Origin of the sequence: Pseudomonas sp. PAMC 29040, assembly GCF_003994535.1 — a bacterium.
Taxonomy (GTDB): Bacteria; Pseudomonadota; Gammaproteobacteria; order Pseudomonadales; family Pseudomonadaceae; genus Aquipseudomonas; species Aquipseudomonas paraversuta.
On record NZ_RZAA01000013.1, the window covers coordinates 50877 to 73158 of the forward strand.

The 22282-nt window shown below is 56.5% G+C and carries 19 protein-coding genes; 5 read left to right on the top strand and 14 right to left on the bottom strand.

From position 1 onward, the window contains the following. Positions 1-2: 2 nt before the first annotated feature. Together ftsH and rlmE are read right to left on the bottom strand one after the other, a co-directional pair. Entirely contained in the window at positions 3-1910 is a 1908-nt protein-coding gene (gene ftsH, locus WG29040_RS20925; RefSeq protein ID WP_003439601.1) for an ATP-dependent zinc metalloprotease FtsH, read from the bottom strand. Between the two features lie 191 nt (positions 1911-2101). Next, positions 2102-2752, bottom strand: coding sequence for a 23S rRNA (uridine(2552)-2'-O)-methyltransferase RlmE (gene rlmE / locus WG29040_RS20930; protein ID WP_003439598.1), 651 nt, complete (start codon positions 2750-2752; stop codon positions 2102-2104). A gap of 106 nt (positions 2753-2858) precedes the next feature. Here rlmE and yhbY point away from each other — a divergent pair, with 106 nt between their 5' ends. Beyond that, positions 2859-3167, top strand: coding sequence for a ribosome assembly RNA-binding protein YhbY (gene yhbY, locus WG29040_RS20935; protein WP_003439595.1), 309 nt, complete (start codon positions 2859-2861; stop codon positions 3165-3167). Between the two features lie 305 nt (positions 3168-3472). Here yhbY and greA read toward each other — a convergent pair whose 3' ends face one another. The 7 genes from greA to grpE form a co-directional block, all read right to left on the bottom strand. After that, a complete protein-coding gene (gene greA / locus WG29040_RS20940) occupies positions 3473-3949 on the bottom strand; it encodes a transcription elongation factor GreA (protein WP_003439592.1) in 477 nt (158 codons plus the stop codon). Then, complete coding sequence (carB, locus tag WG29040_RS20945) at positions 3946-7167, bottom strand: carbamoyl-phosphate synthase large subunit (RefSeq protein WP_003439590.1); 3222 nt, start codon at positions 7165-7167, stop codon at positions 3946-3948. The genes greA and carB overlap by 4 nt, the downstream gene beginning before the upstream one ends. 114 nt (positions 7168-7281) lie before the next feature. Then, entirely contained in the window at positions 7282-8418 is a 1137-nt protein-coding gene (gene carA / locus WG29040_RS20950; RefSeq protein ID WP_003439586.1) for a glutamine-hydrolyzing carbamoyl-phosphate synthase small subunit, read from the bottom strand. 259 nt (positions 8419-8677) lie between these two features. Next, on the bottom strand, positions 8678-9484 hold the full coding sequence (dapB, locus tag WG29040_RS20955; protein ID WP_127196819.1) for a 4-hydroxy-tetrahydrodipicolinate reductase: 807 nt from the start codon (positions 9482-9484) through the stop codon (positions 8678-8680). Positions 9485-9494: 10 nt separating this feature from the next. Then, complete coding sequence (dnaJ, locus tag WG29040_RS20960) at positions 9495-10619, bottom strand: molecular chaperone DnaJ (RefSeq protein ID WP_003439584.1); 1125 nt, start codon at positions 10617-10619, stop codon at positions 9495-9497. Positions 10620-10940: 321 nt separating this feature from the next. Next, positions 10941-12854 (bottom strand): molecular chaperone DnaK, encoded by a 1914-nt coding sequence (dnaK, locus tag WG29040_RS20965; protein ID WP_003439583.1) that lies wholly within the window; start codon positions 12852-12854, stop codon positions 10941-10943. A 100-nt stretch (positions 12855-12954) separates the two neighbouring features. Next, entirely contained in the window at positions 12955-13521 is a 567-nt protein-coding gene (grpE, locus tag WG29040_RS20970; RefSeq protein ID WP_003439582.1) for a nucleotide exchange factor GrpE, read from the bottom strand. A 253-nt stretch (positions 13522-13774) separates the two neighbouring features. Between grpE and recN the strand changes: the two genes are divergently transcribed. Beyond that, the gene (recN, locus tag WG29040_RS20975; RefSeq protein ID WP_003439581.1) at positions 13775-15457 is read left to right on the top strand and encodes a DNA repair protein RecN; all 1683 of its coding nucleotides are present in this window, start codon (positions 13775-13777) and stop codon (positions 15455-15457) included. 96 nt (positions 15458-15553) lie between these two features. Here the strand turns inward: recN and fur are convergent, their stop codons facing one another. After that, a complete protein-coding gene (gene fur / locus WG29040_RS20980) occupies positions 15554-15967 on the bottom strand; it encodes a ferric iron uptake transcriptional regulator (RefSeq protein WP_003439580.1) in 414 nt (137 codons plus the stop codon). 97 nt (positions 15968-16064) lie between these two features. Between fur and WG29040_RS20985 the strand changes: the two genes are divergently transcribed. Beyond that, entirely contained in the window at positions 16065-16598 is a 534-nt protein-coding gene (locus WG29040_RS20985) for an outer membrane protein assembly factor BamE (RefSeq protein ID WP_003439579.1), read from the top strand. 56 nt (positions 16599-16654) lie between these two features. Here the strand turns inward: WG29040_RS20985 and WG29040_RS20990 are convergent, their stop codons facing one another. From WG29040_RS20990 to WG29040_RS21000, 3 genes are read right to left on the bottom strand one after another with little or no spacing between them, the layout of a single operon-like run. After that, positions 16655-16960 (bottom strand): RnfH family protein, encoded by a 306-nt coding sequence (locus tag WG29040_RS20990; protein WP_127196820.1) that lies wholly within the window; start codon positions 16958-16960, stop codon positions 16655-16657. 5 nt (positions 16961-16965) lie between these two features. Next, positions 16966-17400 (bottom strand): type II toxin-antitoxin system RatA family toxin, encoded by a 435-nt coding sequence (locus WG29040_RS20995; protein WP_003439577.1) that lies wholly within the window; start codon positions 17398-17400, stop codon positions 16966-16968. 7 nt (positions 17401-17407) lie between these two features. Further along, on the bottom strand, positions 17408-18811 hold the full coding sequence (locus tag WG29040_RS21000) for a sodium-dependent transporter (RefSeq protein WP_003439573.1): 1404 nt from the start codon (positions 18809-18811) through the stop codon (positions 17408-17410). A gap of 140 nt (positions 18812-18951) precedes the next feature. On the opposite strand from WG29040_RS21000, the gene smpB reads away from it, so the two are divergent. Then, positions 18952-19434 carry an SsrA-binding protein SmpB gene (gene smpB / locus WG29040_RS21005; RefSeq protein ID WP_003439570.1) on the top strand — a complete coding sequence of 161 codons (483 nt, stop codon included), beginning with the start codon at positions 18952-18954 and terminating at the stop codon, positions 19432-19434. A gap of 60 nt (positions 19435-19494) precedes the next feature. Here smpB and WG29040_RS21010 read toward each other — a convergent pair whose 3' ends face one another. Then, entirely contained in the window at positions 19495-20262 is a 768-nt protein-coding gene (locus WG29040_RS21010; RefSeq protein ID WP_003439567.1) for a GntR family transcriptional regulator, read from the bottom strand. Positions 20263-20514: 252 nt separating this feature from the next. Between WG29040_RS21010 and WG29040_RS21015 the strand changes: the two genes are divergently transcribed. Further along, positions 20515-22209 carry a lactate permease LctP family transporter gene (locus tag WG29040_RS21015; protein ID WP_127196821.1) on the top strand — a complete coding sequence of 565 codons (1695 nt, stop codon included), beginning with the start codon at positions 20515-20517 and terminating at the stop codon, positions 22207-22209. The last annotated feature ends 73 nt before the right edge of the window (positions 22210-22282 follow it).

Sequence of the window (22282 nt, forward strand, 5' to 3'; positions counted from 1 at the left end):
CCTTATTGATCAGCAGCTGGGCCGCCGATAGGTGTTTCCGGGCGCTCGGTCTTGTCCAGGGTTGGAGCAGTCGGGGTACCCGAGCCACCACCTTCCCAGTCACGCGGCTCCCGTGGCGGGCGCCCCGCCATGATGTCGTCGATCTGATCGGCATCGATCGTTTCGTACTTCATCAAGGCATCAGCCATGGCTTCCAGCTTGTCACGATTGTCGGTCAGGATCTGCTTGGCAGTGCCATAGCACTGATCAATGATGCTGCGCACTTCGGAGTCGATCAGCTTGGCTGTCTCGCCCGAAACGCTCGAGCTCTGACCACCGCCACGCCCCAGATACGACTCTTCGTCTTCGGCATACATCAGCGGGCCCAATTTCTCGGACAGGCCCCATTTGGTGACCATGTTCCGGGCAATCTGGCTCGCACGCATGATGTCGTTGGACGCACCGGTAGTCACACCGTCAAAGCCCAGGGTCATCTCTTCAGCAATACGGCCGCCATAGAGCGAGCAGATCTGGCTGATCAGAGCACGCTTGGACAGGCTATAACGATCCTCTTCCGGCAGGAACATGGTGACGCCCAGGGCGCGACCACGAGGAATGATCGAAACCTTGTAAACCGGGTCGTGCTCAGGCACAACGCGACCAACAATGGCATGACCCGCTTCGTGATAAGCCGTGTTGCGCTTTTCTTTGTCCGACATGACCATCGATTTGCGCTCTGCGCCCATCATGATCTTGTCTTTAGCCAGCTCAAATTCTTTCATTTCCACAACACGCTTACCGGTGCGCGCTGCAAACAGGGAAGCTTCGTTCACCAGGTTGGCCAGGTCAGCACCCGAGAAGCCCGGAGTACCACGCGCAATCACGCCTGGCTGGACATCATCGCCCATCGGAACTTTGCGCATGTGCACCTTGAGAATCTGCTCACGGCCACGAATGTCCGGCAAGCCAACCACGACCTGACGGTCAAAGCGGCCTGGACGCAACAGCGCAGGGTCGAGCACGTCCGGACGGTTGGTGGCGGCAATCACAATGATACCGTCATTCATCTCAAAGCCGTCCATCTCAACCAGCAACTGGTTAAGGGTTTGCTCACGCTCATCATGACCGCCGCCCATACCGTTACCACGGTGACGGCCGACAGCATCGATTTCATCGATAAAGATGATGCAAGGTGCGTGCTTTTTCGCCTGTTCGAACATGTCACGAACACGACTGGCACCAACACCGACGAACATTTCAACGAAGTCCGAACCGGAAATCGTGAAGAACGGCACCTTGGCTTCGCCAGCAATCGCCTTGGCGATCAAGGTTTTACCGGTACCCGGCGGGCCAACCATCAGCACACCACGGGGAATTCGACCGCCCAGACGCTGGAACTTGCCCGGATCGCGAAGGAATTCCACCAGTTCGCCTACTTCTTCTTTCGCTTCGTCACAACCGGCTACGTCAGCCAGGGTCGTTTTGACCTGGTCTTCCGATAGCAGTCGCGCCTTGCTCTTGCCAAAGCTCATCGGTCCGCCTTTACCGCCGGCACCGCCCTGCATCTGACGCATGAAGAACATGAAGACAGCGATGATCACCAGAATCGGGAAGCTCGCAACGAGCAATTGAGTCCAGATGCTTTGCTGCTCAGGCAGCTTGCCCTCAACGGTCACATGGTTATCAACCAGATCACCGATCAAACCGTTGTCCTGAATAGCCGGACGGATGGTTTTGAAGGAATCGCCATCGCTGCGTTTGCCGGTAATCACGTAGCCGTCCACGGCAACGCGCTCGACCTTGCCATCCTTAACTTGCTGGATGAAGTCGGAATAGTTGAGGGTTTGTGGCTCGTTTGGACTGGAGAAGTTGTTCATCACTGTCACCAGGACAGCTGCGATGATCAACCACAGGATCAGATTCTTTGCCATATCGTTCAATTAGCTACCCTCTGAAGCAAGCCCCGCTACTGAAGCGTGCTTCGCATGATATTCACCGGCATAACTTACTACATTGCCTACAACCCTTGCAGGCTCCGTCTGTAACCCTTTGTGAAACTTTGACTACACAATATTCTTTATGTGGGATCTGTAAAGCGATACAAAAAAACCTATCACCCTATTCAGAGACGCTCATCACTGGCAGATCCGGCGATTCCACGAAAGCCGCGGCCCAGCAAATATTGCTCACGGGACCTGTCTCGCGAAGAAGACGGCTTGCGCATCTGCACCTTATCAAACAGCTTGCGAATGTCTTTGTGGTATTCGTCGAAGCCTTCACCCTGGAAGACCTTGATCAAAAAATCACCACCGGGCCGCAAGACACGTCCGGCAAGATCCAGTGCCAATTCGCACAAGAACATCGCCCGAGGCATGTCAACAGCTGCCAATCCACTCATATTGGGGGCCATATCCGAAATCACAAGGTCTACCTGCGTATTTCCGACAGCTTCAAGAATCTGGGCAAGTACGTGATCTTCGGTAAAGTCACCCTGGATAAAGGTCACATCAGGAATGCTGTCCATCTCCAGGATGTCCGAAGCGATCAGTCGCCCCTGACCGCCGATCAGACGGCTGGTGACCTGCGACCAGCCACCCGGGGCGGCCCCCAGGTCAATAACAGTCATGCCCGGGCGAATAATGCGGTCACGTTCCTGGATCTCCAGCAACTTGTAGCTGGCACGCGAACGATACCCGTCTTTTTGCGCCATTTTGACGTATGGGTCGTTGAAATGCTCTTTCAGCCAGTTAAGGCTAGTCTTGGAACGGGCCACGGGCCACCTCAAAAAAATAAACGGGTCGTGATTAACTGGGCGGTCCCGGACTCCCTCGGGTAAACTGGCCGCCGCTTTTTACAAGATCAGACACAGGGGTCAGATTATGCCGCTCACTCAAGAGCAGAAGAAACAGTACAAATCCATTGGCCACCATCTGAAACCAGTATTGACTGTGGCTGATAATGGTTTGACTGAGGGTGTTTTAGCCGAACTCGAACGCGCATTGGGCGATCACGAGTTGATTAAAATCAAAGTCAACATCCTGGATCGCGAATCCCGCCTGGAGGCCATTGCAGAACTGTGCAAGGCAGGCAAAGCGGAATTGGTGCAGGTTATCGGCAAAATGGCGCTTCTTTACCGCAAGAACGTCAATGTTAACAAGCAACTGTCGAACATCCATCGTTTCAAGTGATGCCGACAAGGGTCAAGGGTGCGCTTTGCGCGCCCTGACACTCTTGCCTGGCCAATAGCAAAAACTGCCCGCGCAACGCATCAGGCAGCCAGAACCAGCCATCGCAACACATCCCGCCAGCAGACTGCATCAAATAGTGCTCGCCGCTTATCGGCCACACTACGCGACACATTGATCAACAGCGACACCACAGCATACAGCCCGGCACCGCCAAAAAATTCTGTGTGCAACAAGCATCAGCCGCCAACCCGGATATCCGGGCCGGCCGCCAAAGCAGTGCGCCCGCACGAAGCGGGCGCCTTTTCTCAGATGTGACGTACTTCGACAATCTCGTACTCAATGACGCCGCCCGGTGTTTTCACCGCAACCACATCACCTTCTTCCTTGGCAATCAAGGCACGAGCAAGTGGCGAACCTACGGAGATTTTTCCGAGTTTGAAGTCAGCCTCATCCTCACCGACGATCTGATAAGTCACGCGCTCGTCAGTTTCAACGTTCGCGATCTCGACCGTCGTGCCGAAAATCACCTTGCCGGTATGAGGAATCGCCGCCACATCAATAACCACTGCGTTCTGCAGACGGCCCTCGATATCACGGATACGCGCCTCAGACATACCTTGCAGCTCACGAGCGGCATGGTACTCAGCATTTTCCTTGAGGTCGCCCAGTTCGCGCGCCGTACCGATTTCCTTGCTCAGCTTTGGCCGAACAACCTTGGTCAGGTGTGCAAGCTCTTCTTCCAGGGCTTTATGGCCCTGGACCGTCATTGGGTATTTGATCATGCCTTCAATCCTGCGTGTAGATCCTGCAAGCTGCGTACGGTTTTTTCAGGACCGAATTTAAGCGCTTCGCAGATCGCTTCGCCAGCAGCAATAGTCGTGGTGCAGTAGATTTTGTGCTGCAGAGCGTTGCGGCGAATGGAGTAAGAGTCAGCAATCGACTGACGACCTTCGGTCGTATTGATGATCAGGCTGACTTCATCATTTTTGATCATATCGACAACGTGCGGACGACCTTCGGTCACCTTGTTCACCCGGCGTACTTTCAGACCCGCCGCCTCGATGAACTTGGCAGTGCCAACGGTCGAAACAATCTCGAAGCCCAGGCTGATCAGATCACGTGCAACACCCGCCACCAAAGGCTTGTCGTCGTCACGTACGCTGATGAACGCAGTACCGCCGGTAGGCAGAACCTCGCTGGCACCCATTTGAGCCTTGGCAAAAGCTTCACCGAAGGTATCGCCCACGCCCATCACTTCACCGGTGGACTTCATCTCAGGGCCGAGAATCGGGTCAACACCAGGGAATTTGGCGAACGGGAAGACCGCCTCTTTCACGCTGTAGAAGTTTGGAATGATTTCTTTAGTGAAACCGATTTCCTTCAGAGTTTTACCAGCCATCACCCGAGCCGCGATCATCGCCAGGGAAACACCGATGCACTTGGATACGAAAGGAACTGTACGCGAAGCACGCGGGTTCACTTCGATCACGTAGATATCTTCGCCCTGCAGAGCAAGCTGCACGTTCATCAGGCCGACAACGCCCAACTCCAGAGCCATTTTCTTGACCTGTTCACGCATCTCGTCCTGGATATGCAACGGCAGCGAGTACGGTGGCAGCGAGCATGCGGAGTCACCGGAGTGAACACCTGCCTGCTCAATGTGCTGCATGATCGCGCCGATCACTACGTCAGTTCCGTCGCAGACGGCATCAACGTCCATTTCGATTGCACAGTTCAGGAAGTGATCCAGCAGCACCGGGCTGTCGTTGGACACTTTCACCGCATCGCGCAGGTAACGCTTGAGCTCGTCTTCTTCGTAAACGATTTCCATCGCCCGGCCGCCCAACACGTAGGAAGGACGAACCACCAGCGGGTAACCGATTTTGGAGGCAGCACGAATGGCTTCGTCTTCGCTGCGCACAGTGGCGTTTGGCGGCTGACGCAGGTTCAGACGCTCAACCATTTGCTGGAAGCGCTCACGGTCTTCTGCACGGTCGATAGCATCAGGGCTGGTACCAATGATCGGCACGCCTGCTTCTTCCAGCGCACGGGCCAGTTTCAACGGGGTCTGGCCGCCGTACTGGACGATCACGCCCTTCGGCTTCTCGACACGTACGATTTCCAGCACGTCTTCCAGGGTCACGGATTCGAAGTACAGACGATCCGAGGTGTCGTAGTCAGTGGAAACAGTTTCCGGGTTGCAGTTGACCATGATGGTTTCGTAACCATCGGCACGCAACGCCAGAGCCGCGTGAACGCAGCAGTAGTCGAACTCGATACCCTGACCGATACGGTTCGGACCACCACCCAGAATCATGATCTTGTCACGATCCGAAGGGTTGGCCTCGCACTCTTCCTCATAGGTCGAGTACATGTAAGCCGTGTCGGTCGCAAACTCGGCTGCGCAGGTGTCAACGCGCTTGTAAACCGGGAACACTTCCAGCTTGTGACGATGGCGACGCAGGTTCTTCTCGGTCACACCCAGCAGTACAGCCAGACGTGCGTCAGAGAAGCCTTTGCGCTTGAGGCGATACATGGCATCGCGATCAATCGAAGACAGCGCCATGGTCTTGATCTTCTCTTCGTCCTTGATCAGATCTTCGATCTGCACCAGGAACCAAGGGTCAATCATGTTCATGCCGAAGATGTCTTCTACGGTCATGCCCGCACGGAATGCGTCAGCCACGTACCAGATACGCTCGGCACCCGGCACAGTCAGCTCGCGCTTGAGCACCGCCATGCTTTCCGGGTTGCTCAGGTCCAGCTTTGGATCAAGACCGCTAACACCCACTTCCAGACCGCGAAGGGCTTTCTGCAAGGATTCCTGGAAAGTCCGGCCAATGGCCATGACTTCACCAACCGACTTCATCTGAGTTGTCAGGCGCGCATCGGCTTTAGGGAATTTTTCGAAAGCAAAGCGCGGCAGCTTGGTCACGACGTAGTCGATGGACGGCTCGAAGGACGCCGGAGTAGCGCCACCGGTGATTTCGTTCTGCAATTCGTCCAGGGTGTAACCGATCGCCAGCTTGGCAGCGATACGCGCAATCGGGAAACCGGTGGCTTTCGAAGCCAGCGCCGAAGAACGCGAAACACGCGGGTTCATCTCGATCACAACCATACGGCCAGTGTCCGGGCAAATGCCGAACTGCACGTTGGAACCACCGGTCTCAACGCCGATCTCACGCAGTACCGCCAGCGAGGCGTTACGCATGATCTGGTATTCCTTGTCCGTCAGGGTCTGTGCCGGAGCAACAGTGATCGAGTCACCGGTGTGCACGCCCATCGGGTCAAAGTTTTCGATCGAGCAAACGATGATGCAGTTGTCCTTTTTGTCGCGGACAACCTCCATTTCGTACTCTTTCCAGCCGATCAGGGATTCGTCGATCAGCAGCTCTTTGGTCGGCGACAGGTCCAGACCACGAGCGCAGATTTCTTCGAACTCTTCACGGTTGTAAGCGATACCGCCACCGGTGCCGCCCATGGTGAACGATGGACGGATGATGCACGGGAAGCCCAGCTTTTCGAGGACCGCATTGGCCTCTTCCATGCTGTGGGCGATACCGGAGCGCGGGCAATCCAGACCGATGGACTTCATCGCCTTGTCAAAACGCGAACGGTCTTCAGCCTTGTCGATGGTGTCGGCATTGGCGCCGATCATTTCTACGCCGAACTTCTCCAGAACGCCTTCACGCTCCAGATCCAGTGCGCAGTTCAGAGCAGTCTGGCCGCCCATGGTCGGCAACAGAGCGTCCGGACGCTCTTTTTCGATGATCTTGGCAACAGTCTGCCACTTGATCGGCTCGATGTACGTTGCGTCGGCCATGTCCGGGTCGGTCATGATGGTGGCCGGGTTGGAGTTCACCAGGATGACGCGATAGCCTTCCTCGCGCAGAGCTTTACAAGCCTGGGCGCCGGAGTAGTCGAATTCACAGGCCTGGCCGATAACGATCGGGCCAGCGCCGAGAATCAGGATGCTTTTAATGTCTGTACGTTTTGGCATGGGTTTGTCACTCAAATCCGCAGGTCAGTCGGCAAGCCGTCGATCAAGTCTGTGAAGCACCCAAGGGGCCGCCGGAGTCCGGGGCCGGCACTGGGTACTAGCACAAGGGTATGATCAGCGGCGCTTGGCCATCTCATTGATGAAACGATCGAACAGCGGCGCTACGTCGTTCGGGCCAGGGCTGGCTTCAGGGTGACCCTGGAAGCTGAAAGCGCTCTTGTCGGTCAGCTCGATACCTTGCAAGGTGCCGTCAAACAGCGACTTGTGGATTGCGCGCACGTTGGCCGGCAAAGTCGCTTCATCAACCGCAAAACCGTGGTTCTGACTGGTGATCATCACAACGCCCGTGTCCAGATCCTGAACCGGGTGGTTCGCACCGTGGTGGCCGTGACCCATTTTCACCGTCTTGGCGCCGGACGCCAGAGCCAGCAACTGGTGTCCCAGGCAGATACCGAACACCGGAATTTCGGTTTTCAGCACTTCCTGAATAGCCGTGATTGCGTAGTCGCATGGCTCCGGATCACCCGGGCCGTTGGACAGGAACACACCATCCGGATTCAGTGCCAGTACGTCGCTGGCCGGAGTTTGTGCCGGCACAACAGTGACGCGGCAGCCACGCTCAACCAGCATGCGCAGGATGTTCCACTTTACGCCGTAGTCGTAGGCAACTACGTGATAAGGCAGCTCGGACGCTTCAATTGTCGGATGGCTATCGGTGGCCAGGTTCCAGACACTGGAGCGCCACTCGTAAGCCTTCTCGGTGCTGACAACTTTCGCCAGATCCATGCCTTTCAGGCCCGGGAAGCCGCGCGCAGCAGCAATGGCAGCTTCGTCAGAAATGTTGTCGCCGGCCATGATGCAGCCGTTCTGCGCACCTTTCTCACGCAAAATGCGGGTCAGGCGACGGGTATCGATACCTGCGATAGCGACAACATTGTTGGCTTTCAGGTAATCGGAAAGCGACATCGTGTTGCGCCAGTTGCTGGCAACCAGTGGCAGATCACGAATAACCAGACCTGCGGACCAGACACGATCAGACTCGGCATCTTCCGGCGTAGTACCGGTATTGCCAACATGCGGGTAAGTCAGGGTAACGATTTGCTGAGCGTAGGATGGATCCGTCAAGATCTCCTGGTAGCCAGTCATTGCGGTGTTAAACACCACCTCTCCAACGGTCTGACCGTCGGCTCCAATGGCTTCGCCGCGAAAAATGCTGCCATCAGCGAGGGCGAGTATGGCTTGCTTAGTCAAGAAGACCTCCCGTAAATAAAGCCTGAAAGGGCGATCGCAGGTTGTAAAAAAGCGGAGTGACGTATGGACACGTCACCCCGCTTCTTCATCGAATTATCTGCGCGCTTTTAGTGGACACACTAAAGCTGTAGCTTACAGAAAAAGGCTTTTTTGGTCTACCGCTAAAGAGCCTAAAAGGCAGAGGAATGCGACAGAACATCGCTTAGCGGTTAAAAGTCAGGCTGCCGGCGCGCCAACAGCCTGATTTTACAGAGACAACTCAACGCAGGTCGAGCACATCCTGCATGTCATACAGCCCGGGCTCACGCCCGTCGAGCCACAGCGCAGCACGAACGGCACCCTTGGCGAAGGTCATGCGGCTGGATGCCTTGTGGGTGATCTCAAGACGCTCGCCCTCGGTCGCAAACAGAACCGTATGATCCCCCACCACATCACCGCCCCGAACTGTCGCAAAACCGATGGTTTCGCGCTCGCGGGCGCCGGTGTGACCTTCGCGACCATAGACCGCCACCTGCTGCAGGTCACGCCCCAATGCACTGGCAATGACCTCACCCATGCGCATCGCGGTTCCCGAAGGCGCGTCGACCTTGTGCCGGTGATGAGCTTCGATGATTTCGATATCAGCATCTTCACCCATCACCCGTGCCGCCATATCCAGCAGCTTGAACGACAGGTTGACGCCCACACTGAAGTTGGAGGCAAAAACAATCGCAATATCCTGGCCGGCTTCAACCAGCAACTGCTTTTGTTCGGCATTCAACCCCGTAGTACCTATCACCATGGCCTTGCCCAACTGGCGACACACGGCCAGGTTGGCCAGCATCACCTCAGGCAGGGTGAAATCGATCAGTACGTCGAAATCAGCCGCGACCGCATGCAGGTTTTCCGACAACGGCACACCGATACGCCCGATAGAGGCCAGCTCACCGGCATCCGCCCCCACCAGGGAGCTGCCCGGGCGCACGATGGCCGCCGTCAGCCCGCACACTGGTGAGCGCTGCTGCACCGCATCGACCAAGGTCTTACCCATGCGCCCAGCAGCGCCCATCACAGCCATACGTCGCATGTCCCGCTCCTTACAAATCGCCGAAGAAGCGCTTCACGCCTTCGAACCAGCCGGTTGCGTTCGGCGAATGACTACTATCGCCTTCGAGTGTCGAACGGAACTCTTCCATCAGCTCACGCTGACGACGGCTCAGTTTCACCGGCGTCTCGATCACCACACGGCACATCAAGTCACCAGCGCCGCCGCCACGTACCGGAGCAACACCCTTGCCACGCAGACGGAACTGCTTGCCGGTTTGCGTGCCTTCCGGAATCTTCAGCTTGACCCGGCCATCCAGGGTCGGCACTTCAATCTCGGCACCCAGCGAAGCATCGGCAAAGTTGATCGGCACTTCACAGAACAGATGCTTGCCGTCGCGCTGGAAGATCGCGTGCTCACGCACTTCGATCACCACGTACAGATCGCCGGTCGGCCCGCCCTGCACACCCGCCTCGCCTTCGCCCGAAAGACGAATCCGGTCGCCCGTATCTACGCCCGCAGGCACTTTTACGGAAAGGGTTTTGTATTCCTCTACGCGGCCTTCGCCACGGCAGCTGTCGCACGGATCAGAAATGATCTTGCCCTGACCGTGGCAACGCGGACAGGTCTGCTGCACAGCAAAAAAGCCCTGCTGCATGCGCACCTGGCCAATACCGCCACAGGTCGTACAGGTAACCGGCGAAGAACCTTTCTTGGCACCCGAACCATCGCATGGTTTGCAGTTGACCAGCGTCGGCACACGAATATTGACCGTGGTACCGCGTACGGCCTCTTCCAGATCCAGCTCCAGCGTGTAGCGCAAATCGCTACCCCGTTGAGCGCCGCCCCGGGAGCCACCGCGACCACCGCCGAAGAAATCACTGAACACATCGCCGAAAATATCGGAGAAGTTCTGCCCGCCAAAACCGGCACCGCCACCACCCATTTGCGGATCAACACCGGCATGGCCGTATTGATCATAGGCGGCACGCTTACTGGAGTCCGACAGAACTTCGTAAGCCTCGTTGGCTTCCTTGAACAACTCTTCGGAAGCCTTGTCATCCGGATTGCGATCCGGGTGATGCTTCATTGCGAGGCGACGATATGCCTTCTTCAACTCCACTTCAGTGGTAGTACGTTCAACACCCAATATTTCGTAATAATCGCGCTTTGCCATAATTCTTTGCACTCTCAAGGACGTTCGGCAAAACCCTCCCGAGCCTCACCAAACCCGCCGGACCCCAGTAAAGACCAAGCCCGACTCACGTCTTTTTCAACGATATTGGTTTCTGATTAACAGCCAATGCATCGGCCAACAGGAGCGGTTACAGCCAAGCGGAAACAAAAAAGATCCGGACCCAACCGCAAGCATTCGACCATGTCGCATGCTGTAAAAATTCCTCTACTCCAGACACGCCAACGCGGGAGCAAGCTCCCGCGCGGCGACATCCTACCAGTCACCGCTAATGCACGGTCAACCGGCCGACCAACAAGCTAATTACTTGTTGTCTTTTACTTCTTCGAACTCGGCGTCGACAACGTCGTCAGCCTTGGCTTCTTCAGCAGGCTTGGCCGCTGCGTCTGCCGGGTTCGCTTGCTCGGCGTACATTTTCTGTGCGACCGGAGCAGACACCTTGGACAGCTCTTCAACCTTGGCTTCGATAGCAGCCTTGTCATCGCCTTTAACAGCGGCTTCAAGTGCAACTACTGCAGCTTCGATTGCAACTTTCTCTTCTGCGGTCACTTTATCGCCAGCATCAGCGATCATTTTACGAGTCGAGTGAACCAGTGCGTCGCCCTGGTTACGTGCAGCTGCCAGCTCTTCGAACTTGCGGTCTTCTTCAGCGTTGACTTCAGCGTCACGAACCATCTGAGCAATTTCTTCCTCGGACAGACCCGAGTTAGCCTTGATCACGATGGACTGAGACTTGCCAGTCGCCTTGTCTTTTGCACTTACGTGCAGGATGCCGTTGGCATCGATGTCGAAGGTCACTTCGATCTGAGGCACGCCACGTGGAGCTGGTGGAATGTCAGCCAGGTCGAACTTGCCCAACGACTTGTTCTGAGCGGCTTGCTTGCGCTCGCCTTGCAGCACGTGAATGGTCACTGCGCCCTGGTTATCGTCAGCAGTCGAGAACACTTGCGATTTCTTGGTAGGAATCGTGGTGTTTTTCTCGATCAGGGCAGTCATTACGCCACCCATGGTTTCGATACCCAAAGTCAGCGGGCTCACGTCCAGCAACAGAACGTCTTTCACATCACCGGCCAATACTGCGCCCTGGATAGCAGCACCCATTGCAACAGCTTCGTCCGGGTTCACGTCTTTACGTGCTTCCTTGCCGAAGAACTCGGTTACCAGCTTCTGTACCAGCGGCATGCGAGTCTGACCACCGACCAGGATCACGTCGTTGATCGCGCCAACGTCGATACCGGCGTCTTTCAGTGCAGTGCGGCAAGGCTCGATGGTGCGCTGAACCAGGTCTTCAACCAGCGATTCCAGCTTGGCGCGGGAAATCTTCACGTTCAAGTGCTTAGGACCGGTGGCATCTGCAGTGATGTACGGCAGATTCACGTCGGTCGACTGGCTCGAAGACAGTTCGATCTTGGCTTTTTCAGCAGCTTCTTTCAGACGCTGCATCGCCAGCGGGTCACCTTTAAGGTTCATGCCGCTTTCTTTCTTGAACTCGTCAACCAGGTAGTCGATCAGACGGATGTCAAAGTCTTCACCACCCAGGAACGTGTCACCGTTGGTCGCCAGCACTTCAAACTGGTGCTCGCCATCCACTTCGGCAATTTCAATTACCGACACGTCGAAAGTACCGCCACCCAGGTCATAAACGATGACAGTGTGGTCGCCTTTCGCTTTGTCCATACCGTAAGCCAGAGCAGCAGCGGTTGGTTCGTTGATGATGCGTTTTACGTCCAGACCCGCGATACGGCCGGCGTCTTTGGTCGCCTGACGCTGGCTGTCGTTGAAGTAGGCCGGAACGGTGATAACCGCTTCAGTCACTGGCTCGCCGAGGTAGTCTTCGGCGGTTTTCTTCATTTTCTTCAGAATTTCAGCCGAGATTTGTGGCGGAGCCATTTTCTGGCCGTTCACTTCAACCCAAGCGTCGCCGTTGTCAGCCTTGGCGATCTTGTACGGAACCATCTGAATGTCTTTCTGCACAACTTCTTCGTCAAAACGACGACCGATCAGACGCTTCACCGCGTACAGGGTGTTATGCGGATTGGTCACTGCCTGACGCTTGGCCGACTGGCCAACCAGAATTTCGCCATCGTTGGCATACGCAACGATCGACGGCGTGGTACGCGCGCCTTCAGCGTTTTCGATAACTTTTGCTTTACCGTTTTCAAGAACCGAAACACACGAGTTGGTGGTCCCGAGGTCAATACCGATAATTCTGCCCATGTTAACTCTCCCTAAATTTGAATTTTTTTGCCGCAGCAGTAATGACCAACTGCGGCATTACTTAACGCTTGACTTCTAAATGGGGGCCTTGCGGCCGATTTCAAGCCTGCTCGTCAATCGATGGCGAAACCGGCGCTGGAGCCTTGCTGACTACGACCATAGCCGGGCGCAGCAAGCGACCATTGAGCTGATAACCTTTTTGAAACACCTTGAGCACACTGTTTGGCTCCAGGTCAGCGCTTTCCTGCATTGCCATCGCTTGGTGATGCTCGGCATTGAAGGGCTCGCCGTGTGGATCGATAGCTTCCAGGTGATAACGCTTCAGGGTGTCCTGGAACATTTTCAGGGTCAGCTCGATCCCTTCACGCATTGGACGAATGCTTTCGTCGTCCGGGTTCGACAGCTCAAGGCCGCGTTCCAGACTGTCGATTACCGGCAACAGGTCGCCAGCAAATTTTTCCAGTGCAAATTTGTGTGCTTTTTCAACGTCCTGTTCTGCACGGCGGCGAACGTTCTGTAGATCGGCAGCTACGCGCAAAGCCTGATCATTAGCGGCCGCCAGCTGCTCTTCAAGCACTTGCACGCGGGATACCAGATCTTCGCTTCCTGCATCAGCGGCCTGATTAGCGTCTTGATTCTGCGTATCCATAGTCTGTTCGTCTGCCATAGATTTCTCCTTTCAAACTTTGTCCGCGAGCTCGACTCGCGCTTCTGCCAAGGTATATGGGGTCGCAATTTTCAGGTTCAAGAGCCAAAAAGCAGTAAGTGTGGTCTTTCCCCTCGAGCAAAAGCCCCGGCTGGACAATCGAAACGACCTAAAAAAGCAAAACGACCAAGCAAATCGAACTAAACGAAGGCATTGTCAGCACGAAACAAAACACTGTATAAATAACCAGACATTACGTTTTGGAGCAGCTCCTATGCTGGTGCACCTGTCCGTACATAACTACGCCATCGTTGAACATCTCGATCTTGAACTGGATCGCGGGATGAGTGTAATCACTGGCGAGACCGGTGCCGGTAAATCGATCATGCTCGATGCGCTCGGCCTTACCCTGGGTGACCGCGCCGACAGTGGCGTAGTTCGCCCCGGGGCCGAAAAGGCCGACATCCTGGCCACCTTCGACCTGCAGGATATCCCCGAAGCCCGGGCATGGCTTGCCGCACGCGATCTCGAGGCTGAAGGCCCGTGCATCCTGCGCCGAGTGATCACCGCCGAAGGACGCTCACGCGGCTACATCAATGGCACACCCTGCCCTCAAGGCGACCTGAAAGCCCTGGGCGAGTTGTTGATCGATATCCACAGCCAGCACGAACACCAGTCGCTGCTCAAACCCGACACCCATCGCCGCTTGCTGGACGAGTATGCGGGAGCCACCGATCTGGCCCGCCAGGTCCATCTGGCAGCACAACGCTGGCGCCAGACCCGCCAGGAACTCGAGCACCTGTCCAACTCGGGTGACGAGCAGCGCGCACGCCACCAACTGCTGAGCTACCAGCTCGAAGAACTCGAAACCCTCTCGCTGGGCGAAAACGAACTGGAAGAGCTGGAGCAGGAACACAAGAACCTGACCAACGCCGAAACCCTGCTGACTATCTGCCGCCAGGTGGTTGAACAGTGCAGCGAAAACGATTCCGGCAACGTACTCAACGCGCTGACCGTGAGCCTGAATCGCCTGTCGAGCATCAACAACAACTCCGGCTCGCTGAGCGAAGCAACCGACCTGCTGGCCAGCGCACAAATTCAAGTCGAAGAGGCCGTGGGCGAACTTAACCGTTTCCTCGATCATTTTGATGCTGACCCGGGCCGCCTGCAGTACCTCGAAGAGCGACTGGACACCATCTACACCCTGGCACGCAAACACCGCGTCCAGCCAAATGACGTTGCCGCCCTGCAGCAACGGCTACTGGAAGAGATCGAAACCCTCAACGCCAACGATGAGTCCATTGAACGCCTGAACAATGAACTGACCGCGTACACCCGCCACTATCAGGAGTGCGCACGCGAACTCAGCGGTTTGCGTGCCCATGCGGCAACACAGCTGAGCAGTGCAGTAGAAGAAGAAATCCAGCGCCTGGGCATGCCTGGTGGCCGCTTCGTCATCGAGTTGCGCCCACAAAACAGCACCGACCCGATGCCCCACGGTCTGGAGCAAGTTGAACTGCTGGTCAGCGCCAACCCCGGCCAGCCTCTTAAAGCCCTGGCCAAGGTGGCCTCTGGCGGCGAACTGTCACGCATCAGCCTGGCCATCCAGGTCATCACCGCACAAACCTCACGCGTACCCACCCTGGTATTCGACGAAGTCGACGTGGGCATCGGCGGTCCAACTGCTGAAATCGTTGGCCAGCTGCTGCGCAGGCTTGGCGAGCGCGGCCAGGTGCTGACGGTCACCCACCTGCCGCAAGTGGCAGCGCAATGCCACCAGCACCTTTTCGTACACAAGGTTCGCGAGAGCGAAACCACACGCACCGCCGTGTCGAAACTCAGTCAAAAAGAGCGAGTAGAAGAAGTCGCGCGCATGCTCGGCGGCATCGATCTGACCAAAGAATCATTGGCTCATGCCAAGAAAATGGTGGTCACAGCAAAAAACCTGGCAGCTTAACGACGAACGGTCAACAAACACCAAGATTCAGACAGCACGAAGGCGACCCTGGGGTCGCCTTCGTTGGTTTCGCGAACCGGGGTTCGCGCGACATGCTTATTTAGTTTTCTTGCGTACGTACAGCACCAGATTGTGATCTACCAGCTCGACGCCATGTTTGGCGGCGATGGCATGTTGCAGTTTTTCGATGTCTTCGTCGAAAAACTCGATCACTTCACCACTGTCCACGTTCACCATGTGGTCGTGGTGTCCGCCGTCGGCATCGGCCAATTCAAAGACCGCATGACCGCCATCAAAATTATGGCGAATCACCAGCCCTGCGGACTCAAACTGCGTCAGTACACGGTAGACCGTGGCCAGACCGACGTCTTCGCCAGCTTGCATCAATGCCTTGTAAACATCCTCGGCACTCATGTGACGCTGCTCGGCAGAGTCAAGCATTTGTAGAATCTTGACTCGTGGCAGAGTCACCTTAAGTCCGGCCTTACGTAGTTCGCTATTTTCAACCATGGTTAGCTTTCTCGCGGAAGCGCTTCGCAGCTTCTCTTAATACGGGTATGATCGGCGTTTACGTTGTCCCAGCCAAGATAGTGGAAGTCGCCCACCGATGCAAAACACCAAGCTCTTGCTAACCAGTTTCACCTTTGTGGGACTGCTCGCACTCGCCGGTTGTTCATTCCCCGGGGTTTACAAAATCGACATCCAGCAGGGCAATGTCGTCACGCAGGACATGATAAACCAGTTACGCCCGGGAATGACCCGCCGGCAAGTGCGGTTTATCATGGGCAACGCCCTGCTGACCGATACATTCCATCCGGATCGTTGGGATTATTTGTATAGCCTGCAACCCGGTGGCGGTGAACGCCAACAAGAACGCGTGAGCGTGTTCTTCAACGAAAACGACCAGCTCATCAGCTTGTCAGGCGATTTCAAGCCTGGCGTGAGCCGCGACGAGGCAATTCTCGGCAAAGACACTGCCCCGGGTGAAACCGCCCCGCCAGTGCCTGAGACTGCCCCGAGCGAGAATAGCGATGAGCCACCTAAACCTGGCTCGCTGCTCGATCAGATCCAGAAAGACGTCGATGGAGTCAAAGCGGTACCTGTACCGACTCCAGCGCCTCTGGATACAACCGAACAATAAAGGTTCGGCACAAAAAAGCCCGGCATGCCGGGCTTTTTGTTGTCTGTCTAAAGTGCTTACAGCTGGCTCAGGCGCTTGGCTTCAGCCGCTTTGGCTGCACGCTGGCGCCGGATTTCTTTAGGGTCGGCCAGCAAAGGACGATAAATTTCAACCCGATCACCGGCCTGCAATACATGGCTGTCTGGCGCTGCGACCTGCTTGCCGAAAATCCCCACAGGGCAATTCAGCAGATCCAGCTCCGCAAACTCGCTATCCATACCCGACGCCAGCACCGCCGCCCGTAAAGTAGTGCCTTGCGGCACCGCCAAAACCAGCAAGCGCTGACGATCGACAGCCGCGTAGACAACCTCAACATCAATCATCAGAGTCAGCCATACAACTGCTTGGCGCGCTGGCAAAACGCATCTACCAGCGTATTGGCGGCCTGATTGAACAACGGCCCCAAGGTCGCCTTCACAATCGCCCCGGCGTAATCAAACGTCATATCCAGACTGATCTTGCAGGCTTTCTCGCCCAATGGCTTGAACACCCAGAGGCCGTGCAACTTGGTGAATGGCCCCTCTTCCAGATTCATCTCAATGGATTGCCCCGGCACCAGCGTGTTACGCGTCACAAAGTGCTGGCTCAAACCGCCCTTGGCCACACCCAGGCTGGCGCGCATCAGCACCTCGGTGCTTTCAAGAATTTCGGCCGATGAACACCACGGCAAGAACTCCGGATAACTCGCAACATCGTTAACCAGGTCATAAAGAGCCTGCGCCGGATAAGGCAGCAAGGCGGAGCGTTGGATATGGGTAGTCATGTCAGCGTTACTTCCACAGCTGGGCGGCAAACACAATCAGAATGCCGAGTGGCGCCACATAGCGCATCAAGAAAAGAGTCAGGGTGAACATCGCCGGGCTGCGCATCGACAACTCGTCGCGTACCGCGCCACGCCCCATGATCCAGCCTGCAAAGACCACAAAGCACAGCCCGCCTAAAGGCAGCATGATACGCGAGGTGAAGAAATCAACGACACCAAAGAAGTCCAGACCGCTGGCAGCCCCCCATTGGTACAGGTGAAAACCTGATTCTTCGCTCACGAAAAACTTGGCCTGCTTCCAGATATTGAACGAAAACACCGTACCCAGACCGACGAACCAGCAGGTAAAGGCCAGCCAGAACGTGACCCAAAGGCGCCTGACCCGGGTCCGCTCAACAAGGTAAGCCACCATCGGCTCAAGCAGTGAGATAGCCGAACTCCAGGCTGCCACGGCCACCAGAACAAAGAACACCACCCCCATCAACTGACCGAACGCTACGTTGCCAAAGGCAAACGGCAGGGTCACAAACATCAGCCCTGGGCCTTCGCTCGGGTTCAAACCCGAAGCGAATACAATTGGAAACAATGCCAGTCCGGCCAGCAATGAGACAAAGGTATCGATCAGCGCCACACCGACAACCGTCCCGGAAATCGATGCGTTTTTCGGCATATATGCACCGTAGATCATGATAGAACCCACGCCAACACTGAGCGAAAAGAACGCATGCCCCATTGCCGCCAGCAAGCCGTCGAGCACCCGGTCGGGGTTGAAGTCGAACATGAAATGCACGCCCTCCATGAAGTGCCCCGTGGTCATGCTGTAACCCAGCAGCACCAGCAACAGTACAAACAGAATTGGCATCATGATCCGCAAACTGCGCTCAAGACCCGCTACCACGCCCCTGGCGATCACAAACGCTGACAGAAGCATGAACGCCGTATGCCAGAACGTAAGGCGCCATGGGTCGGCTATCACGCCACCGAAGTAAGCACCCACCTGATCAGCCGTCGCGCCCTGAAAATCGCCCTTGCCCATATTGATGATGTAATCCAGCGACCAGCCGCCGACCACACTATAAAAAGACAGGATCAGCAGTGCCGTGATCATCCCGGCAAAAGCCCCCCAGGACCAACGCCCGGAATGCCCGGCCTCCACCGCCAATACCTTCAAGGCATTTGCCGGACTCAGTCGCGCCCGCCGACCGATCAGGGTTTCAGCCAGCATCACCGGCACACCAATCAGCGCGATACAGGCCAGAAACACCAATACAAAAGCGCCGCCACCGTAGACGCCCACCATGTAAGGGAATTTCCAGATACTGCCCAGACCCACGGCAGAACCGGTCGCGGCGAAAATAAAGACCCAACGGCTTGCCCAACTGCCGTGGACAGAAACCTTGTCTGTCGACATCGTTACTACGCCCAACCACTAAAAAAAGAGGGCGCATTGTCCGGGAATCACCCTACGCGCTCAAGCACGCAGTCCTGCACGCACAAACTCGCAGGTTGGCCGTAGCCGACACGCTAGCAACTGCCTATAATGCCGGCCCTATGGCTAAACAGAAGAAACACCCCACAGGGACCATCGCGCAGAATAAAAAAGCGCGACACGATTACTTCATCGAACATCGGTTCGAGGCTGGTCTGGTCCTGGCCGGCTGGGAAGTAAAAAGTCTGCGTGCAGGCAAGGCACAGCTGGTCGACAGCTATGTGCTACTCAAGGACGGTGAAGCCTGGCTGCTTGGCAGCCATATTGCCCCCCTGACGACAGCCAGCACCCACGTTATTGCCGACCCGACGCGCAGCCGCAAACTGCTGCTTAACCAGCGCGAGCTGGAAAAGCTGTTTGCCGCGGTGCAGCAGAAGGGTTACGCCTGCGTCTGCCTCTCGCTTTACTGGAGCAAGCACTTGATCAAGTGCGAAATTGCCCTGGGTAAAGGCAAGAAGGAATACGACAAGCGTCATACCGAGCGTGAGCGCGACTCCGATCGCGAGCTGCAGCGTGCAGTGCGCAACAAGGGCAAGGAAGACTAAACCTCCCTGCCCCTATTATCTGCAGGAGCGAGCTTGCCTCGCCCCTGCAGGTTTGGCCCCTTACAGCCCGTTACGCCGCTCAGCCCGCGCCATGCGCTGAACTTCCTGACGCACCTCTTCCAGAACTTCCTGCACGTACACCAGGTGCCGGCTCGCCACTTCCCGGGCATCCTCTGCACGCCCCTCGATAATCGCCAGATACAACTCGCGATGCTGACTGATCAGCATGTCGCGCGTTTCACTGCGCTGCTTGTACATACCCCCGATGTTGGTCACCACGTTGCGCTTGAGCAGGTCGAACAAGCCCCGAATGGTGTGCAGCAACACTGCGTTATGACTGGCTTCGGCGATAGCCAGATGGAAGTTGGCATCCGCCTCGCCCTCCTCGGCGCGGCTCACCTCATCGACCCGCGCATAACAATCCTGCAACTGCTCAAAGGCCAGGCGCAGACGCTCGCGATCCATCTCGGTGGCGCGCGATGCCGCGTAAAAGGCACATGAAGCCTCAAGGGTATGGCGAAACTCCAGTAAATCGCGCTGCGCTTCGGGATTGCTCTCCAGCAATTGCAACAACGGATCACTAAAGGTCGAACCCAGCGCAGTCGCCACATAATTGCCGCCGCCCTGGCGACTGACCAGCAAACCTTTGGCCGACAGCTTTTGAATGGCCTCGCGCAACGACGGGCGCGACACACCAAACTGCTCCGCCAGCGCACGCTCAGCCGGCAAGCGCTCGCCTGACTTCAACGTTCCCTCAAGGATCATGCCCTCAAGCTGCTCGACAATATCGTCCGACAAACGGCGCTGACGAATTTGATCAAACCCCATAACTGCTCTCCACCCTCCCGACCGAGCGCCGGGGGCCGCTATTCTCGCCGATTGGCGCAATCCGCACACTCATCAGAAGCGCCGCTCCGGCCCCCATCAGATGCACTGAACACGAACATCCCGACAAAAGATTTAAGAGCGGCAAATTGACACATACCGCATAAGGCTTTTACCCTAGCCGGTAGCGGTTGTAAATTGGTAATACCAATTATCCAAGCACGCTCGACCAATAACAATTAGGGGCCACCCCATATGCAAACCTGGCAACAGCTCTATAGCCCGCTCGGCAGCCTCGGCCTGTCCGCTCTCGCGGCTGTCATTCCGATCGTGTTTTTCTTCCTGGCTCTGGCCGTGTTCCGTCTCAAAGGACACGTCGCCGGGAGCATTACCCTTGCCCTGTCCATTGTGGTGGCCATCTTTGCCTTCCAGATGCCTGTCGACATGGCCTTCGCAGCTGCCGGCTATGGATTTGCCTATGGCCTCTGGCCAATTGCCTGGATCATCGTTGCCGCGGTGTTCCTCTACAAACTGACGGTTAAAAGTGGTCAGTTCGAAATCATCCGCAGTTCGGTACTGTCGATCACCGATGACCAGCGCCTGCAAGTGCTGCTGATTGGCTTCTGCTTCGGTGCCTTCCTCGAAGGTGCAGCCGGTTTCGGCGCGCCGGTAGCCATTACTGCCGCACTGCTCGTAGGCCTGGGCTTCAACCCGCTGTACGCGGCGGGCCTGTGTCTGATTGCCAACACCGCCCCCGTAGCGTTCGGCGCACTGGGCATTCCGATCATCGTGGCGGGCCAGGTGACGGGCATCGACTCGTTCAAGATCGGCGCCATGGCCGGCCGTCAGTTGCCATTGCTGTCGCTGTTCGTACCCTTCTGGCTGGTGTTCATGATGGACGGCCTGCGCGGCGTGCGTGAAACCTGGCCGGCAGCCCTGGTGGCCGGCTTGAGCTTCGCCGTCACCCAGTACTTCACCTCGAACTTCATTGGCCCTGAGCTGCCGGACATTACCTCGGCCCTCGCCAGCCTGGTCAGCCTGACCTTGTTCCTGAAAGTCTGGCAGCCAAAACGGACTGCAGGCGCACAGATAGCAGGCGTTTCCTCTGACGTAATCGTGACAGCCAGCGCAGGAGGTTTCGGCAAACCGAGCAACCTCATGGCTTCGCCTTACAGCCTGATGCAGATTCTCAAAGCCTGGTCGCCGTTCCTGATCCTCACCGTTCTGGTCACCATCTGGACCCTCAAACCGTTCAAGGCCCTGTTCTCACCGGGCGGCGCGATGTATGGCTGGGTGTTCAACTTCGCCATTCCGCACCTTGATCAACTAGTGATCAAAACCGCACCCATCGTAAACGCACCGACCGCCATTGCTGCCGTGTTCAAACTGGACCCGATTTCAGCAACCGGCACAGCGATTTTCTTCTCTGCATTGATCTCGATGCTGATCCTGAAAATTGACATCAAGACTGGTCTTACCACTTTCAAAGAGACCCTCTACGAACTGCGCTGGCCGATCCTGTCCATCGGCATGGTGCTGGCCTTTGCCTTCGTCACCAACTACTCGGGCATGTCTTCCACCATGGCTCTGGTGCTGGCCGGGACTGGCGCGGCGTTCCCGTTCTTCTCGCCGTTCCTCGGCTGGCTGGGCGTATTCCTGACCGGTTCCGACACCTCCTCGAACGCGCTGTTCAGCTCGCTGCAAGCCACCACCGCGCACCAGATCGGCGTCAGCGACGTGTTGATGGTTGCGGCCAATACCAGCGGCGGCGTGACCGGCAAAATGATTTCCCCGCAATCAATCGCCGTAGCCTGTGCGGCCACCGGCCTGGTGGGCAAAGAGTCAGACCTGTTCCGCTTCACCCTCAAGCACAGCCTGTTCTTCGCCACCATCGTTGGCCTGATCACACTGGCGCAGGCCTACTGGTTCACCGGCATGCTGGTGCACTAATAAGACTATGGTTACTGCACGATAAAAGGCGCCGGCCTGCACGCCGGCGTCATTCATTCCAAACCCGGTCTGC